Annotated in this window: 9 protein-coding genes and 1 tRNA gene; 7 read left to right on the forward strand and 3 right to left on the reverse strand. The window is 66.2% G+C overall.

Features of this window, described 5'->3' with window-relative positions; genetic code table 11:
* Positions 1-45: 45 nt before the first annotated feature.
* The 5 genes from SJY41_RS16015 to SJY41_RS16035 all read left to right on the forward strand — a co-directional run bounded on the left by SJY41_RS16015 (position 46) and on the right by SJY41_RS16035 (position 5629).
* Positions 46-120, forward strand: a tRNA-Gly gene (locus SJY41_RS16015).
* 200 nt (positions 121-320) lie between these two features.
* Positions 321-1007 (forward strand): ABC transporter ATP-binding protein, encoded by a 687-nt coding sequence (locus tag SJY41_RS16020; protein ID WP_380783207.1) that lies wholly within the window; start codon positions 321-323, stop codon positions 1005-1007.
* The gene (locus SJY41_RS16025; protein ID WP_380783208.1) at positions 997-3561 is read left to right on the forward strand and encodes an FtsX-like permease family protein; all 2565 of its coding nucleotides are present in this window, start codon (positions 997-999) and stop codon (positions 3559-3561) included. The genes SJY41_RS16020 and SJY41_RS16025 overlap by 11 nt, the downstream gene beginning before the upstream one ends.
* Positions 3561-4628 carry a lipocalin-like domain-containing protein gene (locus SJY41_RS16030; protein WP_380783209.1) on the forward strand — a complete coding sequence of 356 codons (1068 nt, stop codon included), beginning with the start codon at positions 3561-3563 and terminating at the stop codon, positions 4626-4628. The genes SJY41_RS16025 and SJY41_RS16030 overlap by 1 nt, the downstream gene beginning before the upstream one ends.
* A gap of 110 nt (positions 4629-4738) precedes the next feature.
* Positions 4739-5629 (forward strand): type 1 glutamine amidotransferase, encoded by an 891-nt coding sequence (locus SJY41_RS16035; RefSeq protein ID WP_380783210.1) that lies wholly within the window; start codon positions 4739-4741, stop codon positions 5627-5629.
* Between the two features lie 39 nt (positions 5630-5668).
* Here SJY41_RS16035 and SJY41_RS16040 read toward each other — a convergent pair whose 3' ends face one another.
* From SJY41_RS16040 to SJY41_RS16050, 3 genes are all read right to left on the reverse strand, one after another.
* Positions 5669-6010: a hypothetical protein gene (locus tag SJY41_RS16040; protein ID WP_380783211.1), complete on the reverse strand. Its 342-nt coding sequence runs from the start codon at positions 6008-6010 to the stop codon at positions 5669-5671.
* 90 nt (positions 6011-6100) lie between these two features.
* A complete protein-coding gene (locus tag SJY41_RS16045) occupies positions 6101-8527 on the reverse strand; it encodes an EAL domain-containing protein (RefSeq protein WP_380783212.1) in 2427 nt (808 codons plus the stop codon).
* A gap of 287 nt (positions 8528-8814) precedes the next feature.
* A complete protein-coding gene (locus tag SJY41_RS16050; protein WP_380783213.1) occupies positions 8815-10029 on the reverse strand; it encodes a UbiH/UbiF/VisC/COQ6 family ubiquinone biosynthesis hydroxylase in 1215 nt (404 codons plus the stop codon).
* A gap of 143 nt (positions 10030-10172) precedes the next feature.
* On the opposite strand from SJY41_RS16050, the gene SJY41_RS16055 reads away from it, so the two are divergent.
* Together SJY41_RS16055 and SJY41_RS16060 are read left to right on the forward strand one after the other, a co-directional pair.
* Positions 10173-12485, forward strand: a complete 2313-nt coding sequence (locus tag SJY41_RS16055) for a DNA translocase FtsK (protein WP_380783215.1) — start codon at positions 10173-10175, stop codon at positions 12483-12485.
* A 224-nt stretch (positions 12486-12709) separates the two neighbouring features.
* Positions 12710-14098, forward strand: a complete 1389-nt coding sequence (locus SJY41_RS16060) for a carbohydrate porin (RefSeq protein WP_380783216.1) — start codon at positions 12710-12712, stop codon at positions 14096-14098.
* The last annotated feature ends 4 nt before the right edge of the window (positions 14099-14102 follow it).

Genomic DNA, 14102 nt, shown 5'->3' on the forward strand with positions numbered 1-14102 from the left:
CACCCAGTCACCGTGTCGCTTCAGACCGGAGACATAGGCGCCAGAGCGGGCGTAGCTCAGGGGTAGAGCACAACCTTGCCAAGGTTGGGGTCGAGGGTTCGAATCCCTTCGCCCGCTCCAGTTTCTTTCGGGAAACAGCGGTTTAGCCTGAGGCAACTCGGCGCCGTTTTCAAAAATCTCTTCACCGATACTTTCGCGTTTGATGCTCGAACAGCGTCTTGCATCGCAAGACGACGGGGTCCCTGGTTTCAAGAGAACCTGGATCATCCGCGCACCCGAAGGACATTGCAGAGCGACGCCAGCTACTGCACGTCCTGGCAATGCCTGAAGCCCCTTCCCTCCTTACGGTTCGTGCGCTCGGCAAGTCGGTTCCGGGACCACGACGGTTGTTTCGCCACCTCGATCTGGATGTGCGCGCCGGCGAGCTGGTCGCGATCATCGGCGAATCGGGGGTCGGCAAATCGACGTTGCTGAACATCCTTGCCGGGTTGGACGATGCGGACGAAGGCAGCGTCGCGATCGACGGTATCGATCTCGGTACGCTCGACGAGACCGCGCGGACCAGACTGCGGCGCGAGCGGATCGGCTTCGTCTTCCAGGCCTTCCACATTCTTCCCTATCTGACGCTGCGCCAGAACGTCGCGCTGCCGCTGGCGCTCGTCTCGCCGGATAATGCCGCGGCAACGGTACGCGCCGAAGAGATGCTCGATGCCGTCGGTTTGAACGGCCGCGGTGACGGCTATGCGCGTGACCTGTCGGGGGGCGAGTTGCAGCGCGTCGCGATCGCTCGCGCGCTCGTCCACCGCCCCGCGCTGATCCTGGCAGACGAACCGACCGGCAATCTCGATCCCGAAACCGCAGGGCGTGTGCTGTCGTTGTTCGCCGATGCGGTGCGCGGCAATGGCGCGGCGGGCGTGATGGTAACGCATTCGGACGCAAGCGCAGCGATCGCCGACCGGGTGCTGACGCTGGGCGCCGAAGGACTGGTGGAGCGACGTGGCGCCTGAGCTTGGCCACCGGCGGGCGTTCGGGGCGAATTCAAGCCTTGGCCTGTGGTCGGGACGTCTCGGGCTCGGCTGGTTGATCGTTGGCGAGTGGCGCTTCCATCCTGCCCGCTTCCTCCTGACGGCGGTGGCGATTGCGGTCGGGGTCGCGCTCGGCTTTGCGGTGCATCTGGTCAACGGATCGGCGTTGGCGTCGTTCGATGGTGCGATGCGCGGCGTCAGCGGCGCGGCCGAACTGTCGGTACGCGCAACCAGCCCGCTCGGCTTCGACGAACGGCTCTACCCGCGTGTATCCCGTGCGGGAGGTGTCGGCGACGCGAGCCCTGTCGTCCGCCTCGATGCGCGAATCGGTGCGGTCAAACTGACTCTGCTCGGCGTGGACGTCATCCGTGCGGCCGCAATTACGCCATCGCTGATCGGCATCCGCCCGAATGGTCCCGATAGCGGCAACGATGCAGCGTTCGACGAGGCCACCTTGTTCCTGTCGCACGCCGCTTTGACGCAGGTCGGCGCGAAGATCGGGGCACAAGTGACCGTCGTCGCCAATGGCCGGTCCGTGCCGCTTCGGGTGGCGGGCACGCTGCCCGCGTCGGACGAATCGGTTGCCGTCGGCGTCATGGATATCGCTGCGGCACAGTGGCGGTTCGGACGCCTCGGGCGGCTCGACCGGCTCGATCTTTCGCTGTCGGATCGGACGAAGGCGGAGCCGGCTTTGCGCGCGATCCTGCCTGCGGACGCGATCCTGTCGACCGCCGAGACGCAGAACGCGCAAGGCGATGCACTGTCACGGGCCTACCGCGTCAATCTCGACATGCTGGCCCTCGTCGCACTGCTGACCGGCGGTTTCCTCGTCTACTCGGCCCAGTCGCTGTCGGTGGTGCGACGGCAACGCGCATTCGCTTTGCTGAGGACGCTTGGCATGCCCCGCGCCGGGATCATCGCCGCGGTCGTGATCGAGGGGCTCGCGATCGGGCTGGTCGGCGCAGCGGCGGGTCTTGCGGCAGGGTACGGCCTGGCATGGGCAGCCCTCCACTGGTTCGGTGGCGACTTGGGTGCGGGCTATTTCGGCGGAGGCACCACGCACGTCGTCATCCAGCCCGGTGCCGCGATCGGGTTCTTCGCGCTCGGCCTGCTCGCTGCGATCCTCGGCAGTGCGTTGCCGGCCCGCATCGCCGCCCGCGCCGCGCCGGCCGCGGCACTGAAGAACGCAGGCGACGTGATCGATCCGCGGCAGCCGGTCGCGTGGTGGCCCGCCGCCGCGTTGCTGGTTGCCGGGGGCGTCGCGTCACTGTTGCCGGCGATTGCCGGGTTGCCCGTGTTCGGCTTCCTGGGAATGGCGCTGATGCTCGCAGGTGGCGTCGCAGGGGTCCCGTGGTTCGCCCGCGCCCTGCTGACGCCGTTGGCGACGCGGACACGGGGCAGCGTCCCCGGGCTGCTCGCGGTCCGCCACCTCCACGGCGCACCCGGCGAAGCGGCGACGGCGCTGTGCGGAATCGTAGCATCGACCGCGCTGATGATCGCGATGGCGACGATGGTGACGAGTTTCCGCGGCGCGGTCGACGAGTGGCTCAACCAGGTGCTCGGCGCGGACCTGTATCTGCGTACCACTGCCGGCGCGACGTTCGATCCGGCGACCCGCACCCGTATCGCGGGGACACCCGGCCTCGACCGCCTTGCCTTCAGTCGCCAGATCCCGCTGACCATCGCCGCCGATCGGCCACCGGTCAGCTTGATCGCGCGGCCCGAACGTAGCGGCCGCGATCCGTTGCTGGTGTTGATCGATCGCGGGCCGCCGGTGCCCGCGACCGCCTTGCCGATCTGGGTCTCGGAGCCGGCGCATCGCATTTATGGTTGGGATTCCGGCGAGCGCATCACGCTACCGATCGCCGGCCGTACGCAGTTCGTGGTCGCCGGCATCTGGCGCGATTACGGACGCCAGGCAGGCGCGGTGCTGATCGACGAGGGCGATTACCAGCGTCTCACCGGCGACGATCGCCGCGACGAGATCTCCGCGACGATCGTGCCCGGTGCAGATCCGGCAAAGGTCGCGCAAGCGATGACGGATCGCCTGCCTGCCGACCTGCGTCCCCAGGTCGAGGTCGGCCAACCGGCGACGCTGCGGAAACTTGCGCTGATGCTGTTCGATCGGAGTTTCGCGGTCACCTATCTGCTGGAGGCGGTGGCGATCCTGGTCGGGCTGGCGGGCGTGGCGGCGACGATGTCGGCGCAGACGATCGCACGCGAACGCGAATTCGGGATGCTCAGGCATCTCGGCCTCACGCGCGGCCAGCTGACCAGAATGCTCGCCACCGAAGGCGCGATCGTCGGTCTCACCGGTGCGCTTGCGGGGATCGGGCTCGGCCTGGTCCTGTCACAGGTGCTGATCCACGTCATCAACCCGCAGTCGTTCAACTGGACGATGACTACCCGCATCCCGTTCGGCACGCTGTTCGGCGTCGCGACGGCGTTGACGGGGGCTGCGGCGGCGACGGCAATGCTGGCGGGGCGTCGCGCGACGGCGAAGAGCGCGGTGCAGTCGGTACGGGAGGATTGGTGATGCGGCGACCCTGGAGCCTGCTCGGCTGGATCGCCGCGATCGGTGCTGCCGCACCTGCCGCCACGCCGTATCCGGTCGTGCGACCGGGGATCACGCTGCACTTCCCCGACGATCACGGCGCACACCCGACGTTCCGCACCGAATGGTGGTACGTCACCGGCTGGCTACGCACGGAGGACGGAAAAGACCTGGGCTTCCAGGTCACCTTCTTCCGCACCCGCCCGCCGGTCGACCCGCGCAACCCGAGCCGCTTTGCCGCGCGGCAAGTGCTGTTCGCGCACGCCGCCTTGTCCGATCCGGAAACGGGTACGCTGCTGCACGGCGAACAGGCTGCTCGGGAAGGATTCGGCCTCGCTCAGGCGCGTATCGGCGATGCCGACGTCGCGATCCGCGATTGGCGACTGCGTCGTGCGGGGGATGGCCGCTGGACGACCGGCATCGATACCGCCGGCTTCGGCCTCGCGCTGGACTTTCAATCGACCCAGCCGCCTCTGCCGCAGGGGGTCGGGGGATATAGCCGTAAGGGCCCACGCCCCGAGGAGGCGAGCTATTATTACTCGATCCCGCATCTCCGTGTGACCGGCCGGGTCCGCCGCGGGAGCAAGACGGTCGCGGTCACGGGCGAGGCATGGCTCGACCGCGAATGGTCGTCCAATTATCTCGCCCCCGCCGCGCAAGGGTGGGACTGGACCGGGCTCAACTTCGACGATGGCTCCGCGCTGATGGCGTTCCGCATCCGGCGCAAGGGCGGCGGCACGGTCTGGGCGGGCGGTTCGCTTCGCCGCCGCGACGGCAGCATGACGGTGTTCGGTCCCAACGACGTCGCCTTTCGTCCGCTCGCGACATGGCGGAGCAAGGCGACCGGCGCACTATATCCGGTATCGCAGGAACTGAGCGTACGCGCTGGCGGTCGCATCGAACGCTGGCGCCTCGTGCCGATGTTCGCCGCGCAGGAACTCGACGCCCGCCGCAGTGGACTACCGGTCTATTGGGAGGGCGCCGTTCGTACCAGGGGTGGTCGCGGGTATCTCGAACTGACCGGTTACGATCGCGCGCTGGAGATGTGATGCTTGCGTTCCGGTCGGCTGGGCAACGTGCCGATATTTCTCGAAAGCGACCGGGCGAAACTTTCTGCAGCGCGTTCAGATGCCTCGACCGATGAGGTAAAGGACGAGGTTTGCTACATTTTCTGGTTGCCGAAAGTGAGACCGCCGACGAGCGCGAGGCGCGTCGCCGGGACGTCGGCAAAAGCTCGGGCGAGACCTATGCAGCGACGCTACGCCAGCTTCGGCCCGACGCAAAGATCACGATCGTCGCCCCCGCCGATGACGACGCACAGATATTCGAACCGGCCGCCCTGCGTGCATTCGACGCGGTGTTCGTCACCGGCTCCCCGCTTCACGTCTATGACGACACCCCGGAGGTCCGCCGCCAGCTCGCTTTCATGCGCAACGTCTTCGCCTCGACTGTCCCGTCGTTCGGATCATGCGCGGGATTGCAGCTCGCGGTGGCCGCTGCCGGTGGCAAGGTCCGCAAGATGCCGGCCCGGATGGAGGCTGGCATAGCGCGACGGATCACGCGGACCGAAGCCGGACGCGGCCACCCGCTACTCGTCGGACGCGCGGCAAGCTGGGACGCGCCGGCGATACACGGCGATGAAGTGGAGGCGCTACCTGCCGACGCCATTTTGCTGGCGAGCAATGCCGTGACGGCTATCCAGGCGGCCGAGATCCGGCACGACGGCGGGACGTTCTGGGGCGTACAATATCATCCCGAACTCGCGCTCGGCGAGATCGCGGCGGCGCTGCGCCGGCAGGCTGCGGATATCGTCGACGCTGGTCTCGCGGACACGATCGAGGACGTAGAAACGCGCGCCACGCAGCTCGACGCCTTGCACGACGCGCCCGATCGCCGGTCGATGCTATGGGCGCTGGGCGTCGACAGCGAATTCGCCGATGAAGCGAAGCGACGGATCGAACTGACCAACTTTCTGGGTTTCCTCACCCAGCCAGGCAACGATGGTCGCCGTCTGCGCAACGACGCACCGGCTGAATCCAACTTTGCCTGACCAGCCGGCATCACGAGGCGTTGCGTGTCTCCGGCGAGGCTACGCAGCCTCCCCCGCGGGGTTTATTGTCGCAAACCAATCGGCATAGACCGTCGTCCTGGCCATGTGGCGGTTCAGGTCGGGCGCGCCATCCGTCCACCATACCGGTCCTCGTTCGCCCAACCCGTGCTTCGCGGCGTCGACCGCGGCACGAGCGGTTTTCTCCGCGATGCTATCGTTCGCGCGCTTCGCCGTGGCGACGCCCCGCCTGCCGTCCATCAACGCCGCGACGAGGTGCGTCCGCTCGTCGTCGGGCAATCCCGGATTCGCCGTTCGCCAAAGTCTCCCGCGTACGACGATGTAACGGCCATCCGGCGTCGTCAGTGGAGAAGGCTTGGCCATGAAACCCAAGAGTTAGAGTGGTGCGTCGATTGTGAAGACGACGCCCTTACCCGGATACTCGATCCTTGCCGAAACGAACATCGGTCGCCGTCACGCGGCGATCCGACCAATACCTCCGGCCATGTCGCTCGGCATGTCGGCAAGTACGCCGGGCGGCGCCAGATTGAGCGGCGCGAAGGTATCGGTGAACGGCACGACGGGTTTCCCGACCAGATATCCCTGCACGGCATCGCAGCCGATTGAACGCAGCAACGCGAGTTGCTCCTTCGTTTCGACGCCTTCCGCGTGGGTGATCACGCCCAGTTCCTGACCAATGCCGACGGTCGCCCGCAGTACCGCCATGCATCGCGGGTCCGAAGCGGCGCGGATCACGAAGCTGCGATCGATCTTGATGCGGTCGAACTGGAAATCGCGGAGATGCGCCAGCGACGATTGCCCGGTGCCGAAATCATCCAGTGCGACCTTGATCCCCATCCTGCGGATTCTCTCCAGCATCACCGCGGTTCGCGCCGCATCGTCGATCAGCGCGGTTTCGGTGATCTCCACCTCGACGCGCTCGGCGGCTACGCCGTGGACGAGAATGGCCTGGGTCAGATGATGCAGCAGCGCGTCGGATTTCAACTGGCCCGCCGAGACGTTGATCGCGACATGCAGATGTGGCGACCAACCGGACAATTGACGGCACGCGTCCATGATGACCCACCGTCCGATTTCCTCGATCAGCCCGCATTCTTCGGCGATCGGAATGAATAACTCGGGCGATATCCAGCCCCGAACCGGGTGGTTCCAGCGGATGAGTGCCTCATACCCCGTGGTCATGCCCGACGACAGTTCAACGACCGGCTGGAACGCTAGTGCGAAACCGCCGCTCTGGACGACTTCGTAAAGATCGTCGGTGATCTGCTGCCGGTCCGCCAATCGTTCGGCGAGCCCCGGGACATAGGCATGCGCACGTCGACGCCCCAGCCGCTTTGCCTCGTACAGCGCCATGTCGGCGCGCTTCATCAAATCGTCGGCGGTCTGGTCGTTGGCGAACCCGGCGATGCCGATGCTGCAACTGGGAAGCAGCCGACGCTCGTCGATGATCACTGGCGCGCTCAACCGGACGACGATCTCCTCGGCCAATGCGGTCGCTGCCTCATCGGTCTGCGTCGCGAGTATCGCAATCTCGTCCCCGCCCATCCGCGCGACGAAGCTGTCCGCCGGCAGCAGATCCTGGAGTTCCGCCGCTACATGCACCAGCAACGTATCGCCCACCGCATGCCCGAAGGCATCGTTGATCCGCTTGAAATCGTCCAGGTCGATCAGCAGCAGCGAGAACGGCCTCCCGAGCGCAATCCGCGCCTCCTTCTCCTCGCGTAGCGAGCGACGGTTGCCCAGTCCGGTCAAGGGGTCGTGATAGGCGAGATGCTTGAGCGTATCGAGTGCGCGGCGTTCGGCACTCACGTCGTCGAACGTCAGCACGATACCCTGCCTCGGTATCGACCGACATTGCATCTGGAAGATGCGGCCGTCCTCCAGTTCGCATTCGCGATCGAAGTCGCTGTCCATCTGCACCCACTGCTTCATGCCGCCACCGACCAGGATACGTTTCTCGGACGTCCAACCGCGATACTGCGCGATGACATCCAAGAACTGGTCGATCGTCCAGCCGATGGCGATCGCATCGACCGGCGTGTTGAACAGGTCGAGAAAACGACGGTTGAAATGCCGCAGGCGTCCGTCACGGTCGATGAATACCAGCCCATCCGACATGCTTTCCATGACGGATTTCAGCGTCTGTGCTTCTTCCTCTCGCGTCGTCTTGAATCGTGCGAAGGTCAGCAGGCTGCCGAGGCACGTGACGGAGACGGCAAATGTCATGCACGCGGCGACGAGCCCCGGCGACAGGACGCCGCCTTCGACATCGTTGACGCTCGCGACGACGATGTCGCCCGACAGCGAAACGAAGTGCGTCACGCATATCGCCAGCGCGAACATCAGGCATCCGATGGGATGCGAACCGGACCAGGCCGGGTTGCATTGCCACGACGACAGAAGAATCGTCCCGAGCAGGATACCGGCGATGTTCGTCGGCCAGGAAAAGAAATGCGCGCAGTCCAGCATGCCGGTGATACCGACGGCATGCATGCACCAGATACCTGCACCGGCGGCGGTTGCCGCAACGATCCGCCCGCCATCCCGCCGCAGTCGGGTGATCGCGACCATCGGCATACCGACGGTCATGATGCCGACACAGGCCGACAACGCGGTCACGACGGGATCGTACCGAAGCAGAAGATCGGGACGATAGGCGAGTATGGCGATGAAGTGCGTGGCCCAGACGCCGAGACCCGCCGCCAGCGCGAGCGTCGCATGACGCCAGCCGAATGGTTCGAGCGTGGTCGCATCGGCGCTCGCATTGGCCAAATCGGTGGTCAGCAAGGCAACGGCCCAACTCGCGGTCAGGCATATCCCGATCGCGACCGCGACCAGGGAACCGGAATGCTGAAAATGAAGATTGAAGAGAAAGGGCAAGGTAGTCGCTCGACGGTTTTTTTGAGCCTGTCGCAGGGAGGCGTTAAAAACTCGTGCCGTTTCAATACACTGCTGTAGCCACCGATCGCTTGCGACCCGATTGGGATGGTTGGCGAGCGTGAAGCCGCGACGTCGCCGCGACGGCTAGAGCGAATGTCGTTGGCCGCAGGGATCGAGGTGTCACGTTTCCACTTGCCGCGGTCCTGCAGCCGTCTCCTGCCTGCGAAGCCTCTCGGCGCCTTCACGGCTGCTGCTGTCACGCGTTCACGACAAGCAGATCGAACCCCTCAGATCGTAAGACCCTGCAACAGCTTCGGCAGGTCGCCGCTTTCGCCCCGTGCTTCCGCCATGAAGCGGTCCTTGAGCGGCGGGATCGCGTTGACGGCGCTGATGCCGAACCGACGCACGGCGCTCGCGGTCTTGCCGGGCAGGCCGAACAGGCGGGTGAGCGTGTCGGTGGCGGCGGCGGTCATGAACGTGTCGAGCCCGCGCCAGCGCTGGTAGCGCGCGAGCAGCGCTGCGTCGCCGAGGTCGAGGCCGAGCCGCTTGCCCTCGACCAGCACTTCGGCAAGCGTCGCGACGTCGCGGAAGCCGAGGTTGAGCCCTTGTCCGGCGATCGGGTGGATGCCGTGGCCCGCGTCGCCGACCAATGCGAGCCGCTGGTCGGTAATCCGTGCGGCATGGTGGAAGCCGAGCGGGTAGCTCGACCGCGGTGTGGCCATCGACAGCTTGCCGAGAAAGCCGCCCATGCTCTTTTCCGCTTCGGCCAGGAACGCGCGGTCGCCGAGCTTGAGCATGCCGGGGGCGTTCTTCGCGTCGACCGTCCAGACGATCGCGGAGCGGTGGCCATCGGCATCATCCGGCAGCGGAAGCAGCGCGAACGGGCCGCTCGCATAGAAGATCTCGTACGCGACGTCCTCGTGCGAGCGTTCGTGGTGGAACGCGGCGATGATCGCGGTGTGCTCGTACGACCAGCGCGCGATCGTGATCCCGGCGGCCTCGCGCGTCGGCGAGTTGCGGCCCTCCGCGGCGATGAGCAAGGGTGCCCGGACGACGTCGCCCGTATCCAGCGTGACGGTGACGCCCGATTCGGCGCGATCGACCGAGATCGCGCGCGTCATCATCCGCAGGTCGACCTGCGCCGCGGCGGTCGCGGCGTCGAACAGCGTGCGACGGAGCAGCTTGTTCTCGTACATCGTGCCCAGTGCACCATCGTCGGCATCGGGGACGAAATCGAGCGCACCGGGTTCGAGCCCGTCGCTGACACGGATCTGTCGGATCGCACAGCCCTGCCCCGCCAGCGTCGCGCCGATGCCGATCGCATCGAGCATGCGGTGGCTCGCGCTCGCGACCGCCGACGCACGGCCGTCGAAGCCGGGGGCCAGCGTTACCGCGGGGTCGGCGGGGTCGATCACGATCGTCGAGATTCCGTGCACGTCGAGCGCCACGGCGAGCGTCGCGCCGACCAGCCCGCCACCGAGGATGATTACATCTGTGTCCATGAGCCCGCTTTATCCCGCCCGCCGGTCGCTGCCAACGACGATCCGGGCGCAGCTTAACGCGTGTTGTCGCGTGGTTACCTTGACGTTCAGCCCGCCTAGCGCGATGCATTTCCGCATTATACTGCAACTGGAGAATACGGGTCATGGCCAGCCGCGCGCAGCCAGCCTTGTGGCGTGAGACGGTGAAGGCGGGTGCCGTCCGCAGCGGCGCGCTGATCGCGGCGATCGCGTTGTTCGTCGGCACGCTGCTGATGGCGCTGGCGCTGGCGAGCTATCACCCGAGCGACCCCGCGCTGAACACCGCGTCGGGCGGCGACCCCGCCAATCTGGTCGGGCCGCCGGGTGCGTGGTTCGCCGATATCGCGCTCACGCTGTTCGGACCGGCGGTCGCGTTGCTGCTGCCGATCGGACCGATTCTGGGGATGCGATTGTGGCGTGACGCGCCGCTCGGGCATTGGGTGCGGATGGTGCGCGGCGCGGCGATCGGCGTCGCGCTGATGGCGAGCGCGCTGGCGTTCGTGTCCGGCACGTCGGTGCTGGCGCTACCCGCCGGCTGGGGCGGCGTGATCGGCCTGTCGGTCTCCAGCGCGGTACACTGGGCGTTGAGCTTCATCGGCCAACCGGTCGCCGAACTCTGGTCCGCGCGCGCGATCGGGCTGGTCGCAGCGATCGCGGGTGCGATCGTCTGGGGCAAGAGCATCGAGATCGATCTCGGCGAGCGCAAATGGCGCCTGCCCCGCCGCAATCGGACGGAGGCGCTCGGCTATGACGGCTTTGCGGAGATCGACGAGGACGACGACGAACCGCTGACGTTGACGCGGAAACCGGTCGAGCCGCGTGCTCTGGCAGAGCCGGACCCCCGCCCTGCCCCGGTAATCGCGGATCGCCAGAACGCGCCGTCGCAGGCCAAGCCCAAGGAGCGCCAGTCGTCGCTCGACCTGCGCGACAATTTCACGCTGCCGAGCCTCGACCTGCTGACGCCGTCGCCGCCGAGCCAGGGCAACGTGATCGACAAGGCGGGGCTCGAGCGCAACGCGCGGCTGCTGGAGAACGTGCTCGACGATTTCCACGTGAAGGGATCGATCATCGAAGTGCGGCCGGGCCCGGTCGTGACGATGTACGAACTGGAGCCCGCGCCGGGCATCAAGGCGAGCCGCGTGATCGCGCTGGCCGACGATATCGCGCGCAACATGTCCGCGATCTCGGCGCGCGTCGCTGTGATCCCGGGGCGCAACGTGATCGGGATCGAGTTGCCGAATGCGCGGCGCGAGGCGGTGTCGTTGCACGAACTCGTCGGCAGCCAGACGTTCGAGGACCAGTCGGCGCAGTTGCCGATCATCCTCGGCAAGAACATCGCGGGCGATTCGGTGATCGCCGATCTCGCACCGATGCCGCATCTGCTGGTCGCGGGCACGACCGGTTCGGGCAAGTCGGTCGGCCTCAACAGCATGATCCTGTCGCTGCTGTACAAGCTGACGCCGAACCAGTGCCGGATGATCATGATCGATCCGAAGATGCTCGAACTGAGCATGTACGACGACATTCCGCACCTGCTGTCGCCGGTCGTGACCGATCCCGCCAAGGCGGTGCGCGCGCTCAAATGGGCGGTCGAGACGATGGAGGATCGCTATCGCCAGATGTCCTCCGTCGGCGTGCGCAGCCTCGCCGGCTTCAACGACAAGGTGCGCGGCGCGAAGGCGAAGGGACAGCCGCTCGGACGGAAGGTGCAGACGGGGTACCACCCGGACACCGGCGCGCCGATGTACGAGGAGGAAAAGCTCGAATACGACGTGCTGCCGCAGATCGTCGTGATCGTCGACGAGCTCGCCGATCTGATGATGACCGCGGGCAAGGAGGTCGAATTCCTGATCCAGCGGCTTGCGCAGAAGGCGCGCGCGGCGGGCATCCACCTGATCATGGCGACGCAGCGGCCGTCGGTCGACGTCATCACCGGCGTCATCAAGGCCAATCTGCCGACCCGGATCAGCTTCCACGTCACCTCGAAGATCGATTCGCGCACCATTCTCGGCGAGCAGGGCGCGGAGCAGCTGCTCGGCAAGGGCGACATGCTCTACATGCCCGGCGGCAAGGGCATCGTCCGCGTCCACGGACCGTTCGTGACCGATGACGAAGTGCGGCTGGTGGCGGATCACTGGCGCTCGCAGGGGCTGCCCGATTACATCTCCTCCGTCACTGAGGAGCCCGAGGAGAGCTTCGCGCTGGAGGGCTCACCGACCGGTGAAGACTCCGCGGAGGACCAGCAATATCGCCAGGCGATCCAGCTGGTGTGCGAGTCGCAGAAGGCATCGACGTCGTGGCTCCAGCGGCAGTTGCGGATCGGCTACAACTCGGCCGCGCGGTTGATCGAGCGGATGGAGAAGGACGGCATCGTCGGCCGCCCGGATCATGTCGGCCGCCGCGAAGTGCTGCGCGACACCGAGGGGCATGCGATCTAACGTCGCAACCTCCCGGGCCGTTGTTTGAGAAACCTTCCCTGTTCCCTCGCGAACGCGGGGGTCCAGGAGCCACTAGCGATGTCGCTTGGAACCCTGGGCTCCCGCCTTCGCGGGAGAACTGGAAGGGGGTGCGCTTTACCAAGGCATAGCTTTGGACAAGGCTTTCGAACAACCGACGTCCGGTCTACGGGGTTGATACAAGTTACGAAGAACAGGTGGGCGTAATGCAGTATCGGCGGTTCTGTGCGGCAGCGGCGGTGGCACTCGCCATACCCGGGCAGGTCTCCGCACAGGATACCGTCAAGCAAACCCCCGGCAGCAGCACGACCGACACCCAGCACCGCCCCCGCTCCGGCGTTCGCCGCGACAGCGATATTTCCCCGTCGGCCCTCACCGCCGATACGCAACGCACCCCGCCGCCTGGCCTGTTCGCGGACTGGTTCGATATCCGCAAACGCCTTGCGGATCGCGGCATCGGCCTCAGCGCGCGCTACGCGTCGGAAAGCGCCTATAATTTCTCGGGCGGCGACCGGAAGCTGGTCCGCGAGACCGGCCAGTTCGACGTCGGCGTGCTGCTCGATCTCGACAAGGTCGTCGGGCTTCAGGGCGGCGCGTTCCAGGCGACCGTCACCTATCGCCGCGGGCGCGATCTGGGTGCCGACGCTAATCTCGGCGTGCTGCAACAGGTGCAGGAAGTCTATGGCCGCGGCCAGACGGTGCGATTGACGCAGCTGTGGTACGAACAAAAGCTCGGCGAAAAGCTCGAACTGAAGGTCGGCCGGACCAATCCCGGCGAGGATTTCGCGGTCTTCTCCTGTTATTTCCAGAATCTGAGCTTCTGCGGTGCGCAACCGGGCAATCTGGCCGGCGATTACTGGCAGAACTGGCCGGTCAGCCAGTGGGGCGCCCGGCTGCGCTACGATCCGAGCGACCAGTTGACGTTCAAGGCCGCCGTGTACGAAGTGAACCCGCGCAATCTCGACAAGGATTTTGTGATCGGCCATTTCCACGGCGCGACCGGGGTGCTGATCCCGGTCGAGGCGGGCTGGGTTCGCGGCGGCGATGACGGCCATGTCGGCGCGTACAAGGTTGGCGGCTGGGTCAGCACCGCGAACGGTGACGACGTGTTCTACGACGTCAATCGCCAGCCGATCGCCATCACGGGCCTCGATCCACTCCGTCGCAGCGCACGCTACGGCGTGTATTTCAACATGCAGCAGCAGATCTCCGGCACGTCGAAGGATGGCAAGTCGGTGACCGGGCTCAGCGTGTTCCTGAACGTGACGCAGGCCGACCGTGCGACTTCGGTGACCGACAACCAGATTGCCGCCGGGCTGTTCTACAAGGGGCTGGTGCCGTGGCGGCCGGGCGACATCCTGGGGTTCGCGGTGGCGCGGACCAACGTCAACGGGCGGCTCGCCAAGGGTGAGACGCTCGATCCTGCCCTTCCCGAGGTGCAGGATGCGGAATATGCGTCGGAAATCTATTACAGCGTGCACCCGACCAACTGGCTGGAATTGCGGCCGAACGTGCAGTTCATCCACAATCCGGGCGGCGTGCACGATGCCAACGACGTCGGCGTGCTCGGCATGAAGGCCGCGATCACGCTATAGGGGT

Source organism: Sphingomonas sp. R86520 (assembly GCF_042466285.1).
In the GTDB taxonomy this organism is placed as follows: Bacteria; Pseudomonadota; Alphaproteobacteria; order Sphingomonadales; family Sphingomonadaceae; genus Sphingomonas.